The organism is Marinobacter sp. SS13-12 (genome assembly GCF_030227115.1).
Classification (GTDB): Bacteria; Pseudomonadota; Gammaproteobacteria; order Pseudomonadales; family Oleiphilaceae; genus Marinobacter.
In genome coordinates this window covers 185,024-201,844 of sequence record NZ_JASSUA010000003.1, presented here as the reverse complement: position 1 = coordinate 201,844, position 16,821 = coordinate 185,024, and the positions used below count along the sequence as shown (strand labels likewise).

Here is a 16,821-nt window from a genome sequence, read left to right as displayed (position 1 = left end):
TCGTGCAGAGCCAGGGTGCCATATCACATTTCTTCATGAACCTGGCCATAGGCCAGCATCGCGAACAAACCGGTACCACCGATAATGTTGCCGATGAGTACCGGGGAAATATGGTAGATCAAGGCGGTAAAGAAATTCATTTCCCCATTGAGCACCAACGTGAAAATTTCGTTTGACCCGGCAATCACGTGGGTAAAGCCACCCGCCGCAATCAGCCAGGTAAACAGGACGATTACCAGCACTTCCGACCTCTTTGCAGAAGGCAGCATCCACACCAAAGCGGCTATGAAAAAGCCCGATGGAACACCGCGCAAAAGTGTCTCGGCCGGGGTCAGCGTTGCCAGGTGGCGCGATATGTCCAGGATCGCCGTGAGGGTCTCGACGGTAAGGATACCCCCGTGGACGCCGATAGCAGCGGTAACAAACGTGCCAAACAAATTTGCCGCAAGCACAATGCCCCAAAGGCGCCCGGTGCGATAGAACCGGTTGCGCGTAGGCTGGGCGAGAACCGGCAGCACAACAGTAATGGTATTCTCGGTGAACAGTTGCAGCCGGCACAGGATCACGAGGACAAACCCGACCGAGTAACCGAGGCTTTCAATCAACGTGAGATAGGGGTGAGTTGAGCCCAGATTGGCGCGGATAATTCCCTCGACGAGGACCGAGGTCGATATTCCGATACCCGCTGCCACACCGGACCACCAGAGCGAGATTATCGGGCGTTGTAGCTCCTCTTCGCCCTCACGATGGATGATGGAGTAAAGAGTCAGTGAAGTCAGGCCGCCATGTTCGGCAACGGTGTCACGCTCTTTCGGAGTCAGTGACTTTTCGCTGGAGGTCGGTGTCTGTTCGCGGGATTCGCGATCCTCGGCTTTGGCGCGGGACTCTTGCTCGTTCGCGGCTTCCTTTGCCTTCTTTTTGGAGGAGTCATCCTGGTTGGCTTCCCGGTCACTCATTCAACTGTCCTTTCGCCATCCAGAAACGTTCGTGTTGCTGCAAGAGTATGCCCGCAGGAACGCAGTGTTCAGTGCCTATGATGATAGCTCAGATACTGAATTCGGACACAGCACCTTCAACACTGGTCTATTCTGTAGTTGTGGAGACCCGTGAAAGTGGAATCCGTGGTCAGGGAAGGCTGAATCTATGATTCTCAATCAACCCGGGCGCCGTCATTACGACGTTATTATCCTCGGTAGCGGTCCCGCAGGCATCACCACGGCACTCGAGTTGTCCAAGGATTCTTCTCTTGACGTTGCCGTCATCGAGAGCGGAGTGCTGGAGCCACACCCAACCATCCAGACCCTGGCCGGCGTCCAGTTACATGGCGATTTGCCAGATGATTACTTCCCTATGCACACACAACGTTGCTTTGGCGGTAGTTCGACCATCTGGGGCGGGTACTGTGCCGTGCTGGAGAAGAGAGCCTTCACGGCTCAAACGTGGCCTATCCCCTACCAGGAAATAAACCGTTGGTATCCAGCTGCCGCCCGCATTCTCGAGCTGCCAGACGACGCCTATCGCCGACCAACGGTGGCCATTGAAGGAACATCAGAGCTGGTTTACAAGCCCTTCTACGTGAGTCCGCCGGTCCGGTTCAATAAAAAGTACCATTCCTTTTTCCTGCACCATCCCCGCGTTGACCTGATACTTGGCACCACAGGGTTCCGCCTGCTAACGCAGGAGCGCACCGTCACCGCTCTGGAACTTCGAGACTCACTGGCACCCCGGCTCTCACCCACGTTCGTGTCGGCTGACACCTTTGTGCTTGCCTGTGGAGGGGTGGGCAACCCGCGGATGCTGCAGCTCTCTGATATTGTTGACCCGATGCCCGTCGGGCGGGGGCTGATGGAGCATCCACACCTATACGCGGTGGCGGAGATGTATCTGGACCGGGACCGGCTCCCGGTGGGCGCCGAAGAAGATCCGTACCTGGTACACGCACTCCAGTTGTCAGACAGCTATTGCGTCGAGAAAGGGGTGCTGTCTTTTAGCGCTGATTTCAATCAGCGGCAGATGACCCCTACCGTGTTACTGGGCAAACGGCGCGAGATGCTTCATTCCCCGGTCACCATTCGGGCCGAGATTGCTCCGGATGTCAGGAATTCCGTACGCGACAGCGACCAGCGCAATTACCTTGGAGCGCTCTTGCCGCGGATTGATTTCCACTACCGCTACCATGATCTGGCGCGAGAGAGCTGGCACCTGTTCGGCAAGGCACTGTTGCGCTCGGGGTTGGGACGCCCCTCTGTCCTGCAACCCGAATTCAAGCTGCACGATGGCGGACACCTGATGGGCACAACACGAATGGGGCTGTCGGCGGCCGATTCCGTGGTCGACAGCAACTGCCGCGTGCACACGACCGATAACCTCTATGTGGCCGGATCGTCGGTCTTCCCAGCCGGTGGTGCCTCTAACCCAACCTACACCATTGTGGCCATGGCGTTGCGCCTGGGCGCCCACCTTGCCAGCACTTCAGGAGGTAATGCTCATGGATAGGCGCACCTTACTCACCGGTCTCGGCGCTGCAGCGACATGGCTCGGCCTCAGTAGTTGCACGCGGTTTCTACTCAACGGGAGCACCCCTGAGAGCGGCAGCATAGCCGCGCCCACAACACCACTCAGTAAACAACTTGCGGAGCTCGCAGATCCACTTTTCCGCGATTACTCAGCAGGCAGGTCTGCGGACGCACTCCACTCAGAGTTGGCGCACAAAGGCGTCATCTCAATACACCACGGAATAAATCATAGCAAGGTGATTGCTCTGGCCGGTCATGAGCCGCTCATTATCTATAAAGGCTTTTACTACACACAGAGCGAGCTCGAGCTTTACGCCCTGGCGTATCTGCGTAGAGGAAAAAACCAGGTCCGTTTATGAGGAAACAGACCTTTCGCCCACCGCGAAGGCCGTTTTTCTAATAAATGCTAGCCGAGGCTCCCTGTTTTTCAGAGGCTGAGGGTGTACAAGTCCGCAAAAACCTACTTAAGTAATATCAGTAGTAAGGCTTTTGCTATACAGGAGTACCCGGCTATGAAGCTCACCGAATTCATCCGAACTCATATGGAAGAGATCTTGCAGGTCTGGGATTACGATGCAAAAGCGATCCTGCCCAACCCCGACCTGTCACGGGAAGAGCTCAGAGACCACGTCGAACAGATACTGCTGGGCATAGTAGTAGAGTTGGAACGACCGGCGACCGGCCATGAGCGATCATCCCTTTTCAACCCTGATCACCCGGACTGTATCGCTTCGGCCCGGATTCACGGTATGGAGCGGCACAATCTGGGTGCCGATATCGTCCATGTGACCAATGAATTCAGTGCCCTGCGACTGACGGTAGCCCAGCTATGGCTGAATTCCCTTGGCACCGTTGAGCCGAGTGATATTGAGGATCTGAACCGGTTCAACCGAAAAATTGACAAGGCCCTGGCGCAATCCGTCCAGCGCTACGCTCTCGAAAAGCAGAAGCAGGGCCGTCTGTTTGAGACCATGCTGTCATCACTCCCGGACCCCTGCTATATCCTGAACCTGGAAGGCACTTTCATATATGCCAACAGGGCCATGGCGGAATTGTGTGATCTGCCCGCCGATCAGATCCGTGGCAAATGCTTCTGGGAAATGCCGCTCCCTGCACACTACAATGGCAAGAGCCAGCTGGAAAAGGTAGTTCATCAAAAGCAAGAGAGCCGCGGCGAGGTTGAGATCCAGTCAGCCCGCGGCAACAAACGGTTCTTCGAGTATGTCTATGCGCCGGTGATTGATGACAAGGGGCAGGTGGAAGCGGTATCCGGCATTGGACATGACATTACCCTGCGTAAGCAATCGGAAGCGAAAATCTGGCGTCATGCCAATTACGATTTGCTGACCAATGTGCCCAACCGTCGCCTTTTCCGCGACCGTCTGGATCAGCACGCCGCCCATTCCGACCGCACCGGCGAACCTTTTGCCCTGCTTTTTATCGATCTGGACAACTTCAAGGCCATCAACGACCGGCTGGGACATGATGCCGGTGACGAACTGCTGAAGGATGCGGCCAAGCGAATCGTTGCTTGCGTGCGGCAGTCGGATACGGTGGCCAGAATGGGTGGTGATGAGTTCACGATTCTGTTGCTGGATACCGGCAACCTGGCCTTTATCAAAGACATCGCCAGGAATATTCTGGCGGAACTGGACCGGCCGTTTCGTCTCGGTGATGATGAGGTGAAAGTGTCCGGCAGCATTGGCATCACCCTGTTCCCGGAGGACGGCCACTCCGCCCAGCAATTGTTGAGCAATGCTGACCAGGCCATGTATCTGGCCAAACAGTCCGGCCGCAATCAGGTCTGTTTCTATAACCAGATCATGGGGCACGCCCGCGACGCCCGCCACCAGCTGGTTGCCGAACTTCGCCAGGCACCGGAAAAGCAGCAACTGGAGCTGTATTATCAGCCGATTGTGGAGCTGTCCAGCGAGCGTATTGTAAAGGCTGAGGCACTGCTGCGATGGCAGCATCCCGAGCGCGGCCTGCTGGCACCGGGGAAGTTTCTCGGGCTGGCAGAAGAAACTGGTCTGATGGGTGCCCTGGAGCACTGGGTATTCGAAGAAGCAGCCGCCAGTACTGATCGCTTGACATCTCTGGCGGGGCTACCGTTCCAGATAGGCATCAATACGTCTCCCATGCAATTCACACGCAGCACCCAGGACGAATACCTGGAGGCCGACCTGGACGCCCTTGCCCGGTCCGGGGCCAACGTAATACTCGAGATGCCGGAAAGTGTATTCCTGCAGAGCATGCAGAGTCTTGGAGAGCGTTTTTCCAAGCTCCAGGAAGCCGGTGTCCAGCTGGCCCTGGATGACTTTGGTACCGGCCATTCCTCGCTGGCCTATCTGAAGCGGTTTAATGTGAATTATCTGAAGCTGGACCCTTCCTTCGTGCAGAACGATAGCCCCGACTCGGGGGGCCAGACCATCGCCGAATCCATTATCGCGATGGCCCATAAGCTGGGAATCCAGGTCATTGCGAAAGGTGTGGAAACGGCAGAACAGAAGGACTGGTTGAAAGAGGCCGGTTGCGACTTTGCTCAGGGGCATTATTTTTCCACGCCCCTGCCGATGGAGACGTTCAGCGCACTGTTACACAACGGCAGGCAAACCTCCTCAACCATCCCGCAGTAAAACCGCCGGATCAAGCCGCATTGCCTTCAGTGTTGGTACCAGGCCACCCAGCAGGGCCAGTGAACTGACGGTGCCCGCGACCAGCGCGCCCAGCCACCACAGATCACCTGCTGGCAATTTCAGCGCGATGGCCGCTACTGGAAGTGCGATTAGCGACCCGAGTGCAGTCGCGAAGACAGTTGCGAGTAGGGTCAGCAATCCGGTTTCAAGCAGCATGGACAGCCGTATGGCCTGGTGCCTGGCGCCGAGGCAGTGCAGCAGGTTGGCCTCATACATCTGGCGCCGGCGGCTGACACTCACCACGCTCGACAGTACAAGCAGGCTTGCCATAAGGCTGACGGCGGCAACCGCTGCAAGGCCGGCAGCCGCCTTGTTGAGCAGTTCACCGGCGGTCTCCAGCCAATCGGCGGTGCGCAACGTGATCACGTTGGGGAGGTTTCTCGCCAGCCATTGCTGAGATTCCTTTGCGGCCGGGTCACTCTGGTAGACAGCGCCTACGTATAGGCTGATCAATTCGTCCAGCGCGCCTTCCTGCAGAATGCCTTCGAACCAGAACCGGGTCTGCAGGCCTTTCTGCCGGTAGATGGCCCGGATTTCGACGGCAATTGGCTGATCCTGGGCGGTAAACTCTATCTGGTCGCCGACAGTCAAACCCAGTTGGTAGGCCTCCCGGTCCTCCATGGCCATGAAAGCTGGCTCGCCCGCTGGCGCAGGTTGCGCCCACCATTTGCCCTCTACCAGCTCGAGGCCTTCCGGATTGCCCGACAGATACGTGAGCTTGTATTCATCACCCATGGCCTCCCGCCTGGCTTGCGAGTCGTCTGCAAGAAAGTCTGCAATCGGCTCCTTGTTGATTGTTGCCAGGCGGGCGCGAACCAGTGGCAGGAGATCTGCCCTGGCGGAGGGATCGAGAGATTCAAGACCGGACTTGAGCGAATCCATCTGATCCGGGAATACCTCATACAGAATCAGCGCGGGTGAGTCCGCCGGTATGGTGGTTTCCAGGGCTCGCAGGAGAGTGGCTACGATCAGGGTGCAAGCCACCACAAGGGTCAATGCTGTGCCCAGCGACAGCAGTGTTGCCCGCAATGGCGAGTCCGGCCTGTGGAGGTTGGCCAGTGCCAGGCGCCGGGCAAAGTTACGGTCGGCCAAGCCGCTATCCTCCAGCGCTTTGGTGCCACGCCGCAGGCCCTTGATAATGCCTTCCAGCAAACCCCAGAGCGCGATGACCGCCAGCAGGAACAGGAATCCGAGTTGCGGCGACGGCAACCAGAACAGAGTGGCGGAGATGTAGACCGCCAATAACAGATAGCTGGCTACCCGCCAGCTGCGAGGCTCATTTCTGGCAGCCTCAACCTGGCCTCTGAACAGGCCGGCTGGTGAGGCAGCAAGTGCTCTGGCCAACGCCGGTAGCGCGAAGACATAGGCGGTCAGCACCGCAAACAGCCAACTCAGGAGCAGGGGCACAAACCACAGGGAGACCCAGTCCCCTGCGCCGCTGGGCCCGGACAGCGCATAGGCATCGCCGGCCAGACTGATGGCCACCGCGGAGAATCCAAGCCCGATGCCGCCGCCGATGAGACCCGCCAGGCTGCCCAGTATGCCAATCTGTAACAGGTAGATGCCCACCAACGGTTTGCGGCGCAGGCCCAGTGTCTGCAGCGTGGCAATGGTGCCCAGCTTTTCGTCCAGATAGGCATGAATGCTGTTGGCAACACCCAGGCCGCCAATAAACAGCGTGGTGAAAGCGATCAGTATGAGCGCCGTGGCAATCTGGTCAAGCCGCTCAGACAGGCGTTCGCTGCGCTCGGCAAAGGTAGTGGTGTCCCAGTTTGTTTCCGGGAAACCCTGTTCGAATTCATCCAGCCAGACGTTCAGATCCCGGTCGGTTTTCACCCGGTATTCGTAGTCGACCCGGCTGCCCGGCCGGATCAGTTCCGTTGCCTCCAGCGCCTGCTCGGAAATCATGATCGGCAGTCCGCGCCAGTTCGCATTCAGGCGGCGATCCGGCTGTGCCTGAATAAGACCGCTGATGCGAAAGGTCGCGGCGCCGATCTCAATCTGGTCGCCAATGGACTGGCCCAGGCGCTCAGCCAGCATGGGGTCAATGATGGCGCCCCAGAGACCTCCCTTCTGTGCATTAAGTGACTCACGTGGTTGGTCCGGCGTCAGTTGCAGCTCGCCGTAGAGTGGGTAGGCTGCGTCCGGAATCAGTATCTCGGCTCTGAAGAAACCTTCCCCATCGCTGCCACTGACAATGGTGTCGAACTCCCGAACCAGCGAGATGCTCCCGGTACCACCAATCCACTCGAGCACGTCATCCGGTAAAGGTTCACTGGCATCAAGCTCGACGTCCCCACCAAGCAGTGCACGGGTGTCTGCCAACAGGCTCTGCTCGATAACCCGATACAGGCTGGCTGTTGCCGCCACCAGGGTGACGCCAAGGATGAGGCAGGCGAGAAAAACTTTGAGCGCCGAGATGCGTGATCGCAGATCGGTGACCGCGAATCTCAGCATCCACAGAGGCCTGGCGGTGGATTCAGACTTCATACAGGCGCCCGCCTTCCATCCGGACCCGATGCTGACAGCGCCCCGCAACGCGCTCGTCATGGGTCACCAGTACCAGCGTGGACTTGCTTTGCTTGTGGAGATCAAACAGCAGCGAAAGTACCTTTTCGCCAGTTTCCTGGTCCAGGTTGCCTGTCGGCTCATCGCCCAGCAGCAGGCTTGGCTGGTGGACAAGTGCCCTGGCGATCGCGACACGCTGTTGCTCACCGCCGGAAAGCTGTCCCGGGTAATGCTGCAGCCGATGGCTCAGGCCAACGGCGTCCAGCATTGCAAGAGCCTGCTCGCGAGCGCTCTCCTGCCCGGCAATTTCCAGTGGCAGGCTGACGTTACCAAGTGCGGTCAGGCCGGGTAGCAAATGGAACGACTGGAAAATGATGCCAAGGTGCTCACTGCGCCAGTCGGCCAGGGTATTGGAGTCCATGTCGCCAAGGCGCCGGCTGCCCACCAGGATTTCGCCCTGATCCGGCCGCTGGAGGCCAGAGAGCAGAAGAAGCAGCGAGGTTTTTCCGCTGCCAGACGGGCCGGTAATGGCCAGTGTGTCACCGGGCGGGACTGTAAGTGAGGCGTTATTGAGCACCGCAACGGCACCCGACTCTGTTGGGTAGGCGAGGTGAATATCACTCATCTGGACGCTCGTGGACACGAAGGCACCTTTCTTTTGATGATAGAAGTGGCGGACGGGTAAGAGTACGAATGGTCTCCTGAAAAAGTACAGCATCAAAAAATTTCGACTATGTTGAAAGAAGGATAATTGCAATCCGCGTCCGGATTTTCGCCCATCCTTCGAGCACGAGCCAGTCATGGATACGACTAACCGCTCCCCCTCAAAACCCCCGTTCAGAGTTCTACGGGCACTGGCCGTTTTGTTCGCGCTGCTGGTCGTCGCGATTATCGTCATTGAGCTGATGTCGTGGAATTTCCTGAAGGGGCCCATCACCGAGCGCGTTGAAGCCATGACCGGCCGTGACATGGAGATCACCGGTAATATTGACGTAGGTCTCCTGCCCCACCCTCACCTCGAGGTGGGCGAAATGAAGCTGGGCAACGCCGACTGGGCAAAGACCCCGGAAATGCTGTCCGCTGGGAGGCTTGAGCTTGAACCCTCCATCATCAGTCTCTTCAAGGGCGAACCGGCACTGAAATCTGTGACCATAACGGAACCCACCCTCAACCTCGAAAGCCGCGAGGGGAAACCGGGCAACTGGGTTCTGCCTGCAATGACGGACCAGGGTGAGAACGTGGGCAAGGAGGAAAGCTCCGGCCCGCCCCTCGCTGTCCAACAACTCAATATTCATGACGCAAAGATCCGTTACTTCACGCCCGAAACGGAGCGCCCGCAGGTTTTATCACTGGCTTCGCTGACGCTGGCCGGTGACCGGTTCTCCCTCAACGGGGAGGTCAGACTGTCGTCGGAAGGCGAGCGCCTGGTGCTGCCCCTCGAACTCTCGGCCGCCGCCGATCCGGGGTTTGCGGATAGCCAGTGGGGGTTATCTGATATTCAGGCCCGGGCGGGCGAGGTCCGTATCGACGGCAATATCAGTGTGGACGCTGCCTTCAGCCCGCTGTCGATAACCGGGAACCTGCATTCACCCTCCATCAACGTCACTGATATCCTGGCGGCACTGCCTGAAGATCAGGCAACCGACGAGCCGCTGGCTGTGTCCATACCCGTACTGCCAGACCTGCGGGGGGACCTCCGTCTCGCTGTCGATGAGCTCATCCTGGAGCCGACAACATACACCAGTGTTGAGACCAGGCTGCGCCTGGGCCAGCACGAGCTGACGCTGGAAACTCTGAGTTTTGACGTGGCCGGGGGCCGTGGCGAAGCCAGGGCTCGCCTGGTCAGCAACGCCGACTTCATCACTGGGAAAGCGGAACTCGACCTGCAACAAGTGGCGCTGGATGGCCTTGGTGCGGACGAAGAACCCACGACAATCCTGGATGCCGAACTCGAACTCGGTCTCCGCCAAATGCAGCAGGCTGCTTCCCTGGACCTGCGAACGCTTCTGGAGCACCTCGACATTGGCCTGGCCAGGGCGTCCTACCGGACGAAGAATCAGGCCACGGGGGCTGGCAGTAACCTGGCCCTCCACCTGGAGAAGGCCGGAGAACCGAAAACACCGGTGCTCTCGATAACCGGAAAGTTCCAGGGCAAGCCGCTGGAGATGACCATCGAGGGCGCGCCCCTGCCGGAGCTGGCAGAAGGCGCCGCAAGCTATCGGTTACAGGCTCAGGCACAAAGTGGTGAACTGCTCGCCTGGGCGGATACACAATTGGGAGCGCTCCTGACGCCCGCAAGCTTTGCCGGCAACCTCGTGCTCCAGGGCGAGGGTGGTCAGGACCTGGGGGCCTGGATCGGGGCACCTTTGCCCGCCCTACCCGGGTACCGACTGTCGGGGCGGCTGACCCGTGACGGGGAGCAGTGGTCTGTCACCTCCCTTGATGGACACGTCGGAGTCAGCAACCTGAGCGGCGAGTTCCACTTCCACACTGCGGATCGACCCACAGTGAATGTTGACCTTGAGGCGGATCGCATTGAACCTGGCCAGTTTACGGCGGAAAACTCACAGCCCGACCCGTCATCAAACGGCGGAACCGAGCCGGACGACGCTGGTTCGCCGCTGGCGGCGTTACGCGCATTCGATGGCCAGCTGAAACTGCAGGCGCAAACCCTGGTGCTCCCGGATACGCCGGAGCTGACGAACCTGAACCTGTCCGCCAGCCTGACTTCAGGCAGGCTCCGGATCGAGCCACTGGACTTCAATATTGCCGGCGGCAGTTGGGGCAGCTCTGTGGCACTGGACGCCACCGACCAGCCTGCCTCCGGCAACATTGAGGCCGAATTCGGGTCCATTGCCCTGAGCCGGTTCGGAGACACCTTCACGCCACTGGAGGATCGCCTGGGCACGCTTTCCGGGCAGCTTCACCTGGGTATTACCGAGTCCCTTGCGGTGGATCAGAAGGAGGATCTGATCATGCCCTTTATCGGTCGCCTCGTTTTCGAACCCTCGCAGCTGACGTTTACAGATTCGGAAGCCGACACGGACTTCACCCTCAACCTGCAGACACGGGGACTGGATGCTGGGGAGCAGGCCTTTCATATCGATGGCGACGGTGAGTATGACGGCTCGCCCTTCTCGCTACGATTTCGCGGAGACCAACTGTTAGCGGCCCGGGACCCGGACCGTCCCTATGCCCTTGAACTTACGAGTGATGTGGTCGATAGCCACATCCAGGTCCGGGGCAGCATTCTGCGACCTTTGGCATTAAAGGGCCTGGATCTCGAGCTTGGTGTGCAAGGCCCCAACCCAGGCCGCCTGAGGCGTCTTCTGGGGGTACCTCTGCCAGATCTGCCCGCCTACTCCTTGTCCGGCGATCTGTCCTTCAGGGACGACCGCTGGGCATTCAGCAATATCGAGGGGGATGTGGGTGACAGTGACCTGGGCGGACAGATTGCCCTGGATATCAGTTCGCGCCCTCCGCATCTGACGGGAAAACTACACTCTGATTCCCTCGATCTTGCGGATCTTGGCGTACTGGCAGGTGTGGAACCGTCATCTGCTGAGCAGGATGGTCCGGAAAGTTCAAGCGGCGGCGATGGAGACCGGTTGGTGCTGCCGGACCAACCTCTGATCACAGCTGCCTGGAAAGAGGTTTCTGCGGATGTCAGTTACCGGGGAAAAGCCGTACGGGCGGCGGACATCCCCCTGAGCGAGGTGGTCATCGATTTCAATCTTGCAGACGGCCACGCCCGGTTCGAGCCAGTGGGTTTCGGGGTGGGCGATGGTCAGGTGGACTTCAACCTGGACATTGATTCCAGACCGACGCCCCCGGAAGGCACACTGCAACTGGAAGTGCAGGCGGTCAACCTCAGCAAGGCGCTTGGCAGTTGGGAACTGGCCAATGACAGCGTGGGCATCGTCGCTGGTCAGGGCAAGTTCTGGGTGACCGGAGTCTCCATCGCTGAGCTACTGGGTTCCGCCGACGGCGGCATGGTCATGCTGATGACCCGGGGCAAGCTGGATGCCCTGCTGGTCGAACTGGCCGGGCTGGATGCCGCCGAGTCCTTCCTGACCTGGATGGGTGGCGGGGGCACCGTCCCGATCGATTGCGCCTATGTTGATCTGGAAACCCGGGACGGTATCGTCAGGATTGACACCTTGGCTGTCGATACCACGGATACCAGCTTTACCGGCACAGGGACCGCGAACTTCGACAACGAACGCCTGGACATTACCCTTTTTGCTCACCCGAAAGATGTCAGCGCTTTGGCTGCGGGTACTCCGCTTCATCTCGGGGGCACGTTCGATAACCCCGAGCCCGGACTGCAGACCGGGGATCTCACCATGCAGGTAGGCAGCAGTGCCGTTCTGGCTGCCGTGGCCACCCCGGTTGCTGCGCTTTTGCCGCTGCTTGACCTCGGCAGGGGGAACGAGCTTGCGTACTGCGAAGGGCTGGCAAGCCGGTCTTTGGAGGCCATCGACGACAACCCGGGAGGCAAAGATGAGCCTGACAACAATGATGGCTGAAACCCGTTACCTGGTGCTCTGGCTAATGCTTGTTACCGGCTGCAGCGTTTTCGATGGCTCCGGTATGGCAACACAGGATACCGCAGAGGCGGTCCGGTTGAAGGCAGTTCTGCTTGAGGCGGAGGACCTGGCCGGTTCTGCCATCGACATCACCATCGTGGAGGGTGAGATCCTGCTGGAAGGCTTTGTGGAAACAACCACTCAGCGGCAGCGGGCCGAAGATCTGGTGCGGGAGAACAGCAAACTGGACGGTGTCAGCAATCAGATTGTGGTGAAATAGCGATGAAGGCGGGGATTACATCGGTCTGGCCGCGCCAGGCTCAATCGGCGTTCTCGTCGGCGTGCCGCTGTTCTTCACGCACCGCATTCACAGCGGCGTCGGTAATCAGCCCCTCACTGGCCGCATGTTCCGCCATCGCGACATTGTCGGCCGCCAGTATCAGGTCACAGCCTGCCTCCTGGGCCTCCCGGGCAAGCCGATCGATGGCCTCGGAGCGCTCTGCTGTGTTGCTGACGTCGCGGATGTAGATGCCCAGTACACGGCCGGGATGTTCCCGCAGAATGTGGTTATAGATCTCCGGGTCACGCTGCCCGGAATCACCCACCAGAACAAACTGCATGTCAGGGTATGTCTCAAGGATATGTCGAATTGCGTCCTGCTTATGAGCCTTGGCCCTCCGCGGCAGCAGGCTGCCACGCTTCATTCCCCACTCCCGCAGGATCAGGATCGGCCCATGGGGAAGCCGGTTGCGGCGAAAAACTTCCACCAGCACCTGGTAGATGCTCCAGGGCGCGCGGGACACATAGAACAGGGGGTTTCCTTCGTCATTATCCCGGCCGGCATGGAATGCCTGATACAGGGCTGGCACACCGGGAAAAACCACACGGCTTTCAGCACCCTGGGCAAACAGGCGACACATCATCATGGCGGTATTGGCGACGCCGGTGTAGACCACGGTATCGTCAATGTCGCTGATGACGCCGTAACGGGCACCGGGCAGCGGAGTAAAGAACTCGCCAGTGGTGGCTGCACGCTCGTCGACGGGACTGTCCAGTGACAGTTCCATCTCGTGCCAGGTAACATCCGACGGCATGGTGCCCAGTTCCATATCGACCCGAAAGTAACCGTGCCGGTCAGTATGTACGACCGTGTTGGTGTCCTTGTACCTTATACGGACGCGGGCTCCGACGATCGGCTTGCGCAGCAGTCTGCGAATGAGGTCGATGATGTCCCGGCGCAGCCGGTCCTCCCGCCATGAAGCGCCGAAGTGCGGCTGCCGGAAAACCCTTCCGATCAGGAACACCCGGCTGCGGGAGCCGTAGCCCCGGTAGGCCTGGATAAAAAGTCCGCCCCGACCATTGTCGCCTTTTACAGGCGCCGCCAGAATGTGGATGCCGCGACGAAACGAGCGCGCGTAACGACGCAAGCGGCTCTTAAAGGACATCAAACCCTCTTTGGAAACAGTTTGGTTGGCCGGCTTTGCTCTGTTCTGTTTCAGGCTACCCTCCCTGGTACTCATATTCATCTTTCTTCGATTTGGTCGTCATCGAGTAATGAGATTGCTCAGACGGTGAATGATAGCCTGAACCAGTTCCCTTCGCGCCTGTCGCTGGTCCCGCTTTACCTGCTCGAGGTTCACCCCGCCCATTCCGGACCGGTATCTGGTCGGTATGCTTCCCTCGAACGAGTCTTCGGTTTTCGGGGCGGATACGTCATCATTATCGCGAAGAGCTAACGGATTGCCACCATGAAAGTACTTTATTTCTTCTGAAATCAACATGTCTCTGACCTCCCTGGCACCGCATCTGATAGCGGAGCGCGTTGGTTATCTGTAGGTTCAGGTACATGCTAATATTGTTCTGAACTGCAAACTATTCCCTAAAATCGAGTACAGACTTTGCAAAAACGGACAGGAAAGCAACCCGACCAAGCCTCTGTTACTCCTCAGAAAGCCCGAAGTCATCTGGCGTGGAGTGACTTTGAGACCGTGCTCGCAATCGCGACTGCTGGCTCGCTCTCCGGTGCCTCCCGGGCACTGGGGGTAAGCCATGCCACGGTTTTCCGGCGGCTGGGCGATATTGAACAACGCCTGGGGGTGATTCTCTTTGAGCGAAGCCGAACCGGGTACCGGCCAACACTCGCGGGTGAAGAACTTGCCGACACCGGCAAGATTATGGACGAAGCCGCCCTGGCTGCCGAACGTAAAGTCGCCGGCCGTGACCTGCAGCCCAGTGGAGAAATCTGGACCACCACCACGGACTCACTGCTGATGGGCCTGCTGGCGCCCCTGTTCACGCAATTCCGGGACAAGTATCCGGGCATCGTGCTGGACGTTGCGGTTTCCAATCAGTTGTTCAATCTCACACGCAGAGAGGCGGACGTAGCCATTCGCCCGTCCAACCGCCCGCCAGAAAACCTGATCGGCCGCCCACTGACTAACATTGGCCAGGCGGTCTACGCCCACCGAAGCCTTGGCTTGACTCCGGGTTCCCCCATCGAAACCTTTGCCAGCCAGCCCTGGATTGGTGCCGGGCCGCGACTGCAGGATTCAGCCGTGGACCAGTGGATGAGTAGTAACGCACTGAAGGAGGCCTGTGTCTACCGGGTGGATACGCTGGTCAGTATTCTCAGTGCCGTTCGCTCCGGCATGGGGCTGGCCGTGATGCCCTGTTATCTGGCGGACGAAGACCCCGATATTGTTCAGCTGACAGACCCCATCCCCGAGCTGCAATACGGCCTGTGGTTTCTGATGCACCCGGATTTGCGGGGCGTAGTGAGGATTCATGCCCTGATGGACTTTCTGACAGAGGCTGTCCGGGCGCAGCAAGAGCGCCTGGCGGGACGTTTGTTGAGCTGAATCCTTTTCCACTAAGTGCGCCAGCGAACAGACCGTGCAACGCCGAAAGCCTATTCTGGCTTCAGATGAGGCGACGGAACTGCCTGAACAGGACGTTGCATCATGCGCTTCAGGGATGAGGGCGCAACCACTATCAGGGATTCAGACGCAAAGGAACTAGCCATGAACAATATCGTTTATATCGTCGGTGCCGTGGTTATCGTTTTGGCAATTCTTTCTTTTATGGGCTTTCGTTGAGCCGGGGCTGCTAAAGCCCCTCTTTGGCAATGTAAGCTCACGGAATGACGCCTGATGCAACCTAGAGGGTGCAGTCATTCCGATTGTCCTCTACAAACCCCATCACGCTATCGGCCGTCAGTTTGAACGTCGGTGATATATCCATCCCCGCACTCTTTAGCGCTTTCGCGGCCCATTTGTTACTGGTGTTGAGCAAGTGGTACCGGCCTTCGCCATCAAAGAACTGGCTGTTGCCGTAGAGGCCGCGTTTGAGTTCCAACAGTTTTCCGTCGCCATCGCGGCTAAAGCTGTCGGACAGGTATCGCGCCAGAGATTCGACTTCTTCAGTGTTGAGACAGGTGTGGACTACCCTGCTCACTGGAAAATATTCAGTCGGGGAAGCCGGCAGTGCAACAACGTGCAAAACGGCCCCTCGCGACCAGACTATAGCCCGAAGAGTCACCCCTATTGTAATCGCCGGTGCCTGATAGAACCCCTCATCACCCCAGCCGATTTCGTAATACTCAGCCCCGGCAAACCGTTCTTCGAGCTCGGGGATCACGGCGTTGAGTTCTTCTGCGGCTATCGCTATCCCCACATGCCAGCCGTGGCTCACCACATACAGCCTGCTGGTACGGGGACTGTCAGCGTCACCACCTGGCTCGACGACATAAGGTTTTCCGGAGCATCCGTAAATAGCGAACAATACAAAAAGAAGGCCGGCTGCTTTCATTCTGATGCCCCTTTGAGTCAGAGTGTGTAGCTTACCAACAGTGTGGTGTTATGGACTCTTTCAGAATCTGGTTGCTGCTTGTTTTTGCACTGGCATCTGGCTGCGCAAGCATTGACCCTCTCGCACGCTACCAGGATACCGGCCCTGCCACGGTACTGCCGCAAACGTCCTATCATACCGACGTTGTGGCCCATGACGGGACGGTTCTCAGGGCAACCGTGTTTCAGCCAGCCCTGGAGCCGGGTGTCGAAGCCCCCATCATTATCCATACCCATGGTTTCGGTGCCTTCCGCGCGCCCCATCGCTTCTCTATCTATGGCCAACTGGTGCTCTCCGGGCAGGCTGCAATGGCCGCGTGGGACTCGGGCTACTGGGTGATTTCCTACGACCAACGGGGCTTTGGAGACAGTGAAGGCAAGGTGCAGCTGATGGACCCGGACTACGAGGTGCGGGACTTCATCAGTGTGCTGGACTGGGCCGATGAGCATCTGCCCCGGGTCACCTGCCATTGAGGTGATTCATGAGCAATTCACCCCCATGCGCATTCCCGCCGATCAGGACACTGCCATGGCGGGTGTAGTGTACCCCCTGGCCGCTGACGAGACCCTGTGCCTGGTGCTGCAGGGGTTCACCGGGGCCTATTACAGTCGCGGGAAAGGCTGGGGAGATCAGGCCCGGATTGGCGGCTCGGTAACGCTGCCATTGCACCGTCCGCCTGGCGAGCCCAAGGCAACTCAGCACATCGGCTTCGATGTCAGCCCTTGA

Annotated in this window: 13 protein-coding genes; 7 read left to right on the top strand and 6 right to left on the bottom strand. The window is 58.7% G+C overall.

Translation table 11 applies throughout. From position 1 onward, the window contains the following. Window positions 1-23: 23 nt before the first annotated feature. Window positions 24-956, bottom strand: coding sequence for a formate/nitrite transporter family protein (locus tag QPL94_RS16825; RefSeq protein WP_285358956.1), 933 nt, complete (start codon window positions 954-956; stop codon window positions 24-26). Window positions 957-1,143: 187 nt separating this feature from the next. On the opposite strand from QPL94_RS16825, the gene QPL94_RS16820 reads away from it, so the two are divergent. Together QPL94_RS16820 and QPL94_RS16815 are read left to right on the top strand one after the other, a co-directional pair. Then, the gene (locus QPL94_RS16820; protein WP_285358955.1) at window positions 1,144-2,496 is read left to right on the top strand and encodes a GMC oxidoreductase; all 1,353 of its coding nucleotides are present in this window, start codon (window positions 1,144-1,146) and stop codon (window positions 2,494-2,496) included. A 532-nt stretch (window positions 2,497-3,028) separates the two neighbouring features. Next, window positions 3,029-5,152, top strand: coding sequence for a putative bifunctional diguanylate cyclase/phosphodiesterase (locus QPL94_RS16815; protein ID WP_285358954.1), 2,124 nt, complete (start codon window positions 3,029-3,031; stop codon window positions 5,150-5,152). On the opposite strand, the gene QPL94_RS16810 is transcribed toward QPL94_RS16815, so the two are convergent. Together QPL94_RS16810 and QPL94_RS16805 are read right to left on the bottom strand one after the other, a co-directional pair. After that, complete coding sequence (locus tag QPL94_RS16810) at window positions 5,135-7,702, bottom strand: ABC transporter permease (protein ID WP_285358952.1); 2,568 nt, start codon at window positions 7,700-7,702, stop codon at window positions 5,135-5,137. The two genes, QPL94_RS16815 and QPL94_RS16810, sit on opposite strands and share 18 nt — an antisense overlap. Next, complete coding sequence (locus QPL94_RS16805; RefSeq protein WP_285358950.1) at window positions 7,692-8,345, bottom strand: ABC transporter ATP-binding protein; 654 nt, start codon at window positions 8,343-8,345, stop codon at window positions 7,692-7,694. The genes QPL94_RS16810 and QPL94_RS16805 overlap by 11 nt, the downstream gene beginning before the upstream one ends. 175 nt (window positions 8,346-8,520) lie before the next feature. Between QPL94_RS16805 and QPL94_RS16800 the strand changes: the two genes are divergently transcribed. Further along, entirely contained in the window at window positions 8,521-12,249 is a 3,729-nt protein-coding gene (locus QPL94_RS16800; RefSeq protein ID WP_285358948.1) for an AsmA family protein, read from the top strand. Beyond that, window positions 12,224-12,529: a BON domain-containing protein gene (locus tag QPL94_RS16795; RefSeq protein ID WP_285358947.1), complete on the top strand. Its 306-nt coding sequence runs from the start codon at window positions 12,224-12,226 to the stop codon at window positions 12,527-12,529. Before QPL94_RS16800 ends, QPL94_RS16795 begins: the two co-directional genes overlap by 26 nt. A 40-nt stretch (window positions 12,530-12,569) precedes the next feature. Here the strand turns inward: QPL94_RS16795 and QPL94_RS16790 are convergent, their stop codons facing one another. Further along, window positions 12,570-13,694 carry an App1 family protein phosphatidate phosphatase gene (locus QPL94_RS16790; protein ID WP_285358946.1) on the bottom strand — a complete coding sequence of 375 codons (1,125 nt, stop codon included), beginning with the start codon at window positions 13,692-13,694 and terminating at the stop codon, window positions 12,570-12,572. Between the two features lie 99 nt (window positions 13,695-13,793). Further along, a complete protein-coding gene (locus tag QPL94_RS16785; RefSeq protein WP_285358945.1) occupies window positions 13,794-14,030 on the bottom strand; it encodes a hypothetical protein in 237 nt (78 codons plus the stop codon). A gap of 117 nt (window positions 14,031-14,147) precedes the next feature. Here QPL94_RS16785 and QPL94_RS16780 point away from each other — a divergent pair, with 117 nt between their 5' ends. Further along, complete coding sequence (locus tag QPL94_RS16780) at window positions 14,148-15,107, top strand: LysR family transcriptional regulator (protein WP_285358944.1); 960 nt, start codon at window positions 14,148-14,150, stop codon at window positions 15,105-15,107. Between the two features lie 298 nt (window positions 15,108-15,405). Here QPL94_RS16780 and QPL94_RS16775 read toward each other — a convergent pair whose 3' ends face one another. Then, window positions 15,406-16,056: a TIGR02117 family protein gene (locus tag QPL94_RS16775; protein ID WP_285358943.1), complete on the bottom strand. Its 651-nt coding sequence runs from the start codon at window positions 16,054-16,056 to the stop codon at window positions 15,406-15,408. A gap of 50 nt (window positions 16,057-16,106) precedes the next feature. On the opposite strand from QPL94_RS16775, the gene QPL94_RS16770 reads away from it, so the two are divergent. Both QPL94_RS16770 and QPL94_RS16765 read left to right on the top strand, forming a co-directional pair. Beyond that, a complete protein-coding gene (locus QPL94_RS16770; RefSeq protein ID WP_285358942.1) occupies window positions 16,107-16,568 on the top strand; it encodes a CocE/NonD family hydrolase in 462 nt (153 codons plus the stop codon). Beyond that, window positions 16,537-16,821 (top strand): hypothetical protein, encoded by a 285-nt coding sequence (locus QPL94_RS16765; RefSeq protein ID WP_285358941.1) that lies wholly within the window; start codon window positions 16,537-16,539, stop codon window positions 16,819-16,821. The genes QPL94_RS16770 and QPL94_RS16765 overlap by 32 nt, the downstream gene beginning before the upstream one ends.

Excerpts from the sequence above, each read along its gene's own strand:
- QPL94_RS16825 (WP_285358956.1), bottom strand. The coding sequence starts at position 956 with ATGAGTGACCGGGAAGCCAACCAGGATGACTCCTCCAAAAAGAAGGCA.
- QPL94_RS16820 (WP_285358955.1), top strand. The coding sequence starts at position 1,144 with ATGATTCTCAATCAACCCGGGCGCCGTCATTACGACGTTATTATCCTC.
- QPL94_RS16815 (WP_285358954.1), top strand. The coding sequence starts at position 3,029 with ATGAAGCTCACCGAATTCATCCGAACTCATATGGAAGAGATCTTGCAG.
- QPL94_RS16810 (WP_285358952.1), bottom strand. The coding sequence starts at position 7,702 with ATGAAGTCTGAATCCACCGCCAGGCCTCTGTGGATGCTGAGATTCGCG.
- QPL94_RS16805 (WP_285358950.1), bottom strand. The coding sequence starts at position 8,345 with ATGAGTGATATTCACCTCGCCTACCCAACAGAGTCGGGTGCCGTTGCG.
- QPL94_RS16800 (WP_285358948.1), top strand. The coding sequence starts at position 8,521 with ATGGATACGACTAACCGCTCCCCCTCAAAACCCCCGTTCAGAGTTCTA.
- QPL94_RS16795 (WP_285358947.1), top strand. The coding sequence starts at position 12,224 with ATGAGCCTGACAACAATGATGGCTGAAACCCGTTACCTGGTGCTCTGG.
- QPL94_RS16790 (WP_285358946.1), bottom strand. The coding sequence starts at position 13,694 with ATGTCCTTTAAGAGCCGCTTGCGTCGTTACGCGCGCTCGTTTCGTCGC.
- QPL94_RS16785 (WP_285358945.1), bottom strand. The coding sequence starts at position 14,030 with ATGTTGATTTCAGAAGAAATAAAGTACTTTCATGGTGGCAATCCGTTA.
- QPL94_RS16775 (WP_285358943.1), bottom strand. The coding sequence starts at position 16,056 with ATGAAAGCAGCCGGCCTTCTTTTTGTATTGTTCGCTATTTACGGATGC.
- QPL94_RS16770 (WP_285358942.1), top strand. The coding sequence starts at position 16,107 with ATGGACTCTTTCAGAATCTGGTTGCTGCTTGTTTTTGCACTGGCATCT.
- QPL94_RS16765 (WP_285358941.1), top strand. The coding sequence starts at position 16,537 with ATGAGCATCTGCCCCGGGTCACCTGCCATTGAGGTGATTCATGAGCAA.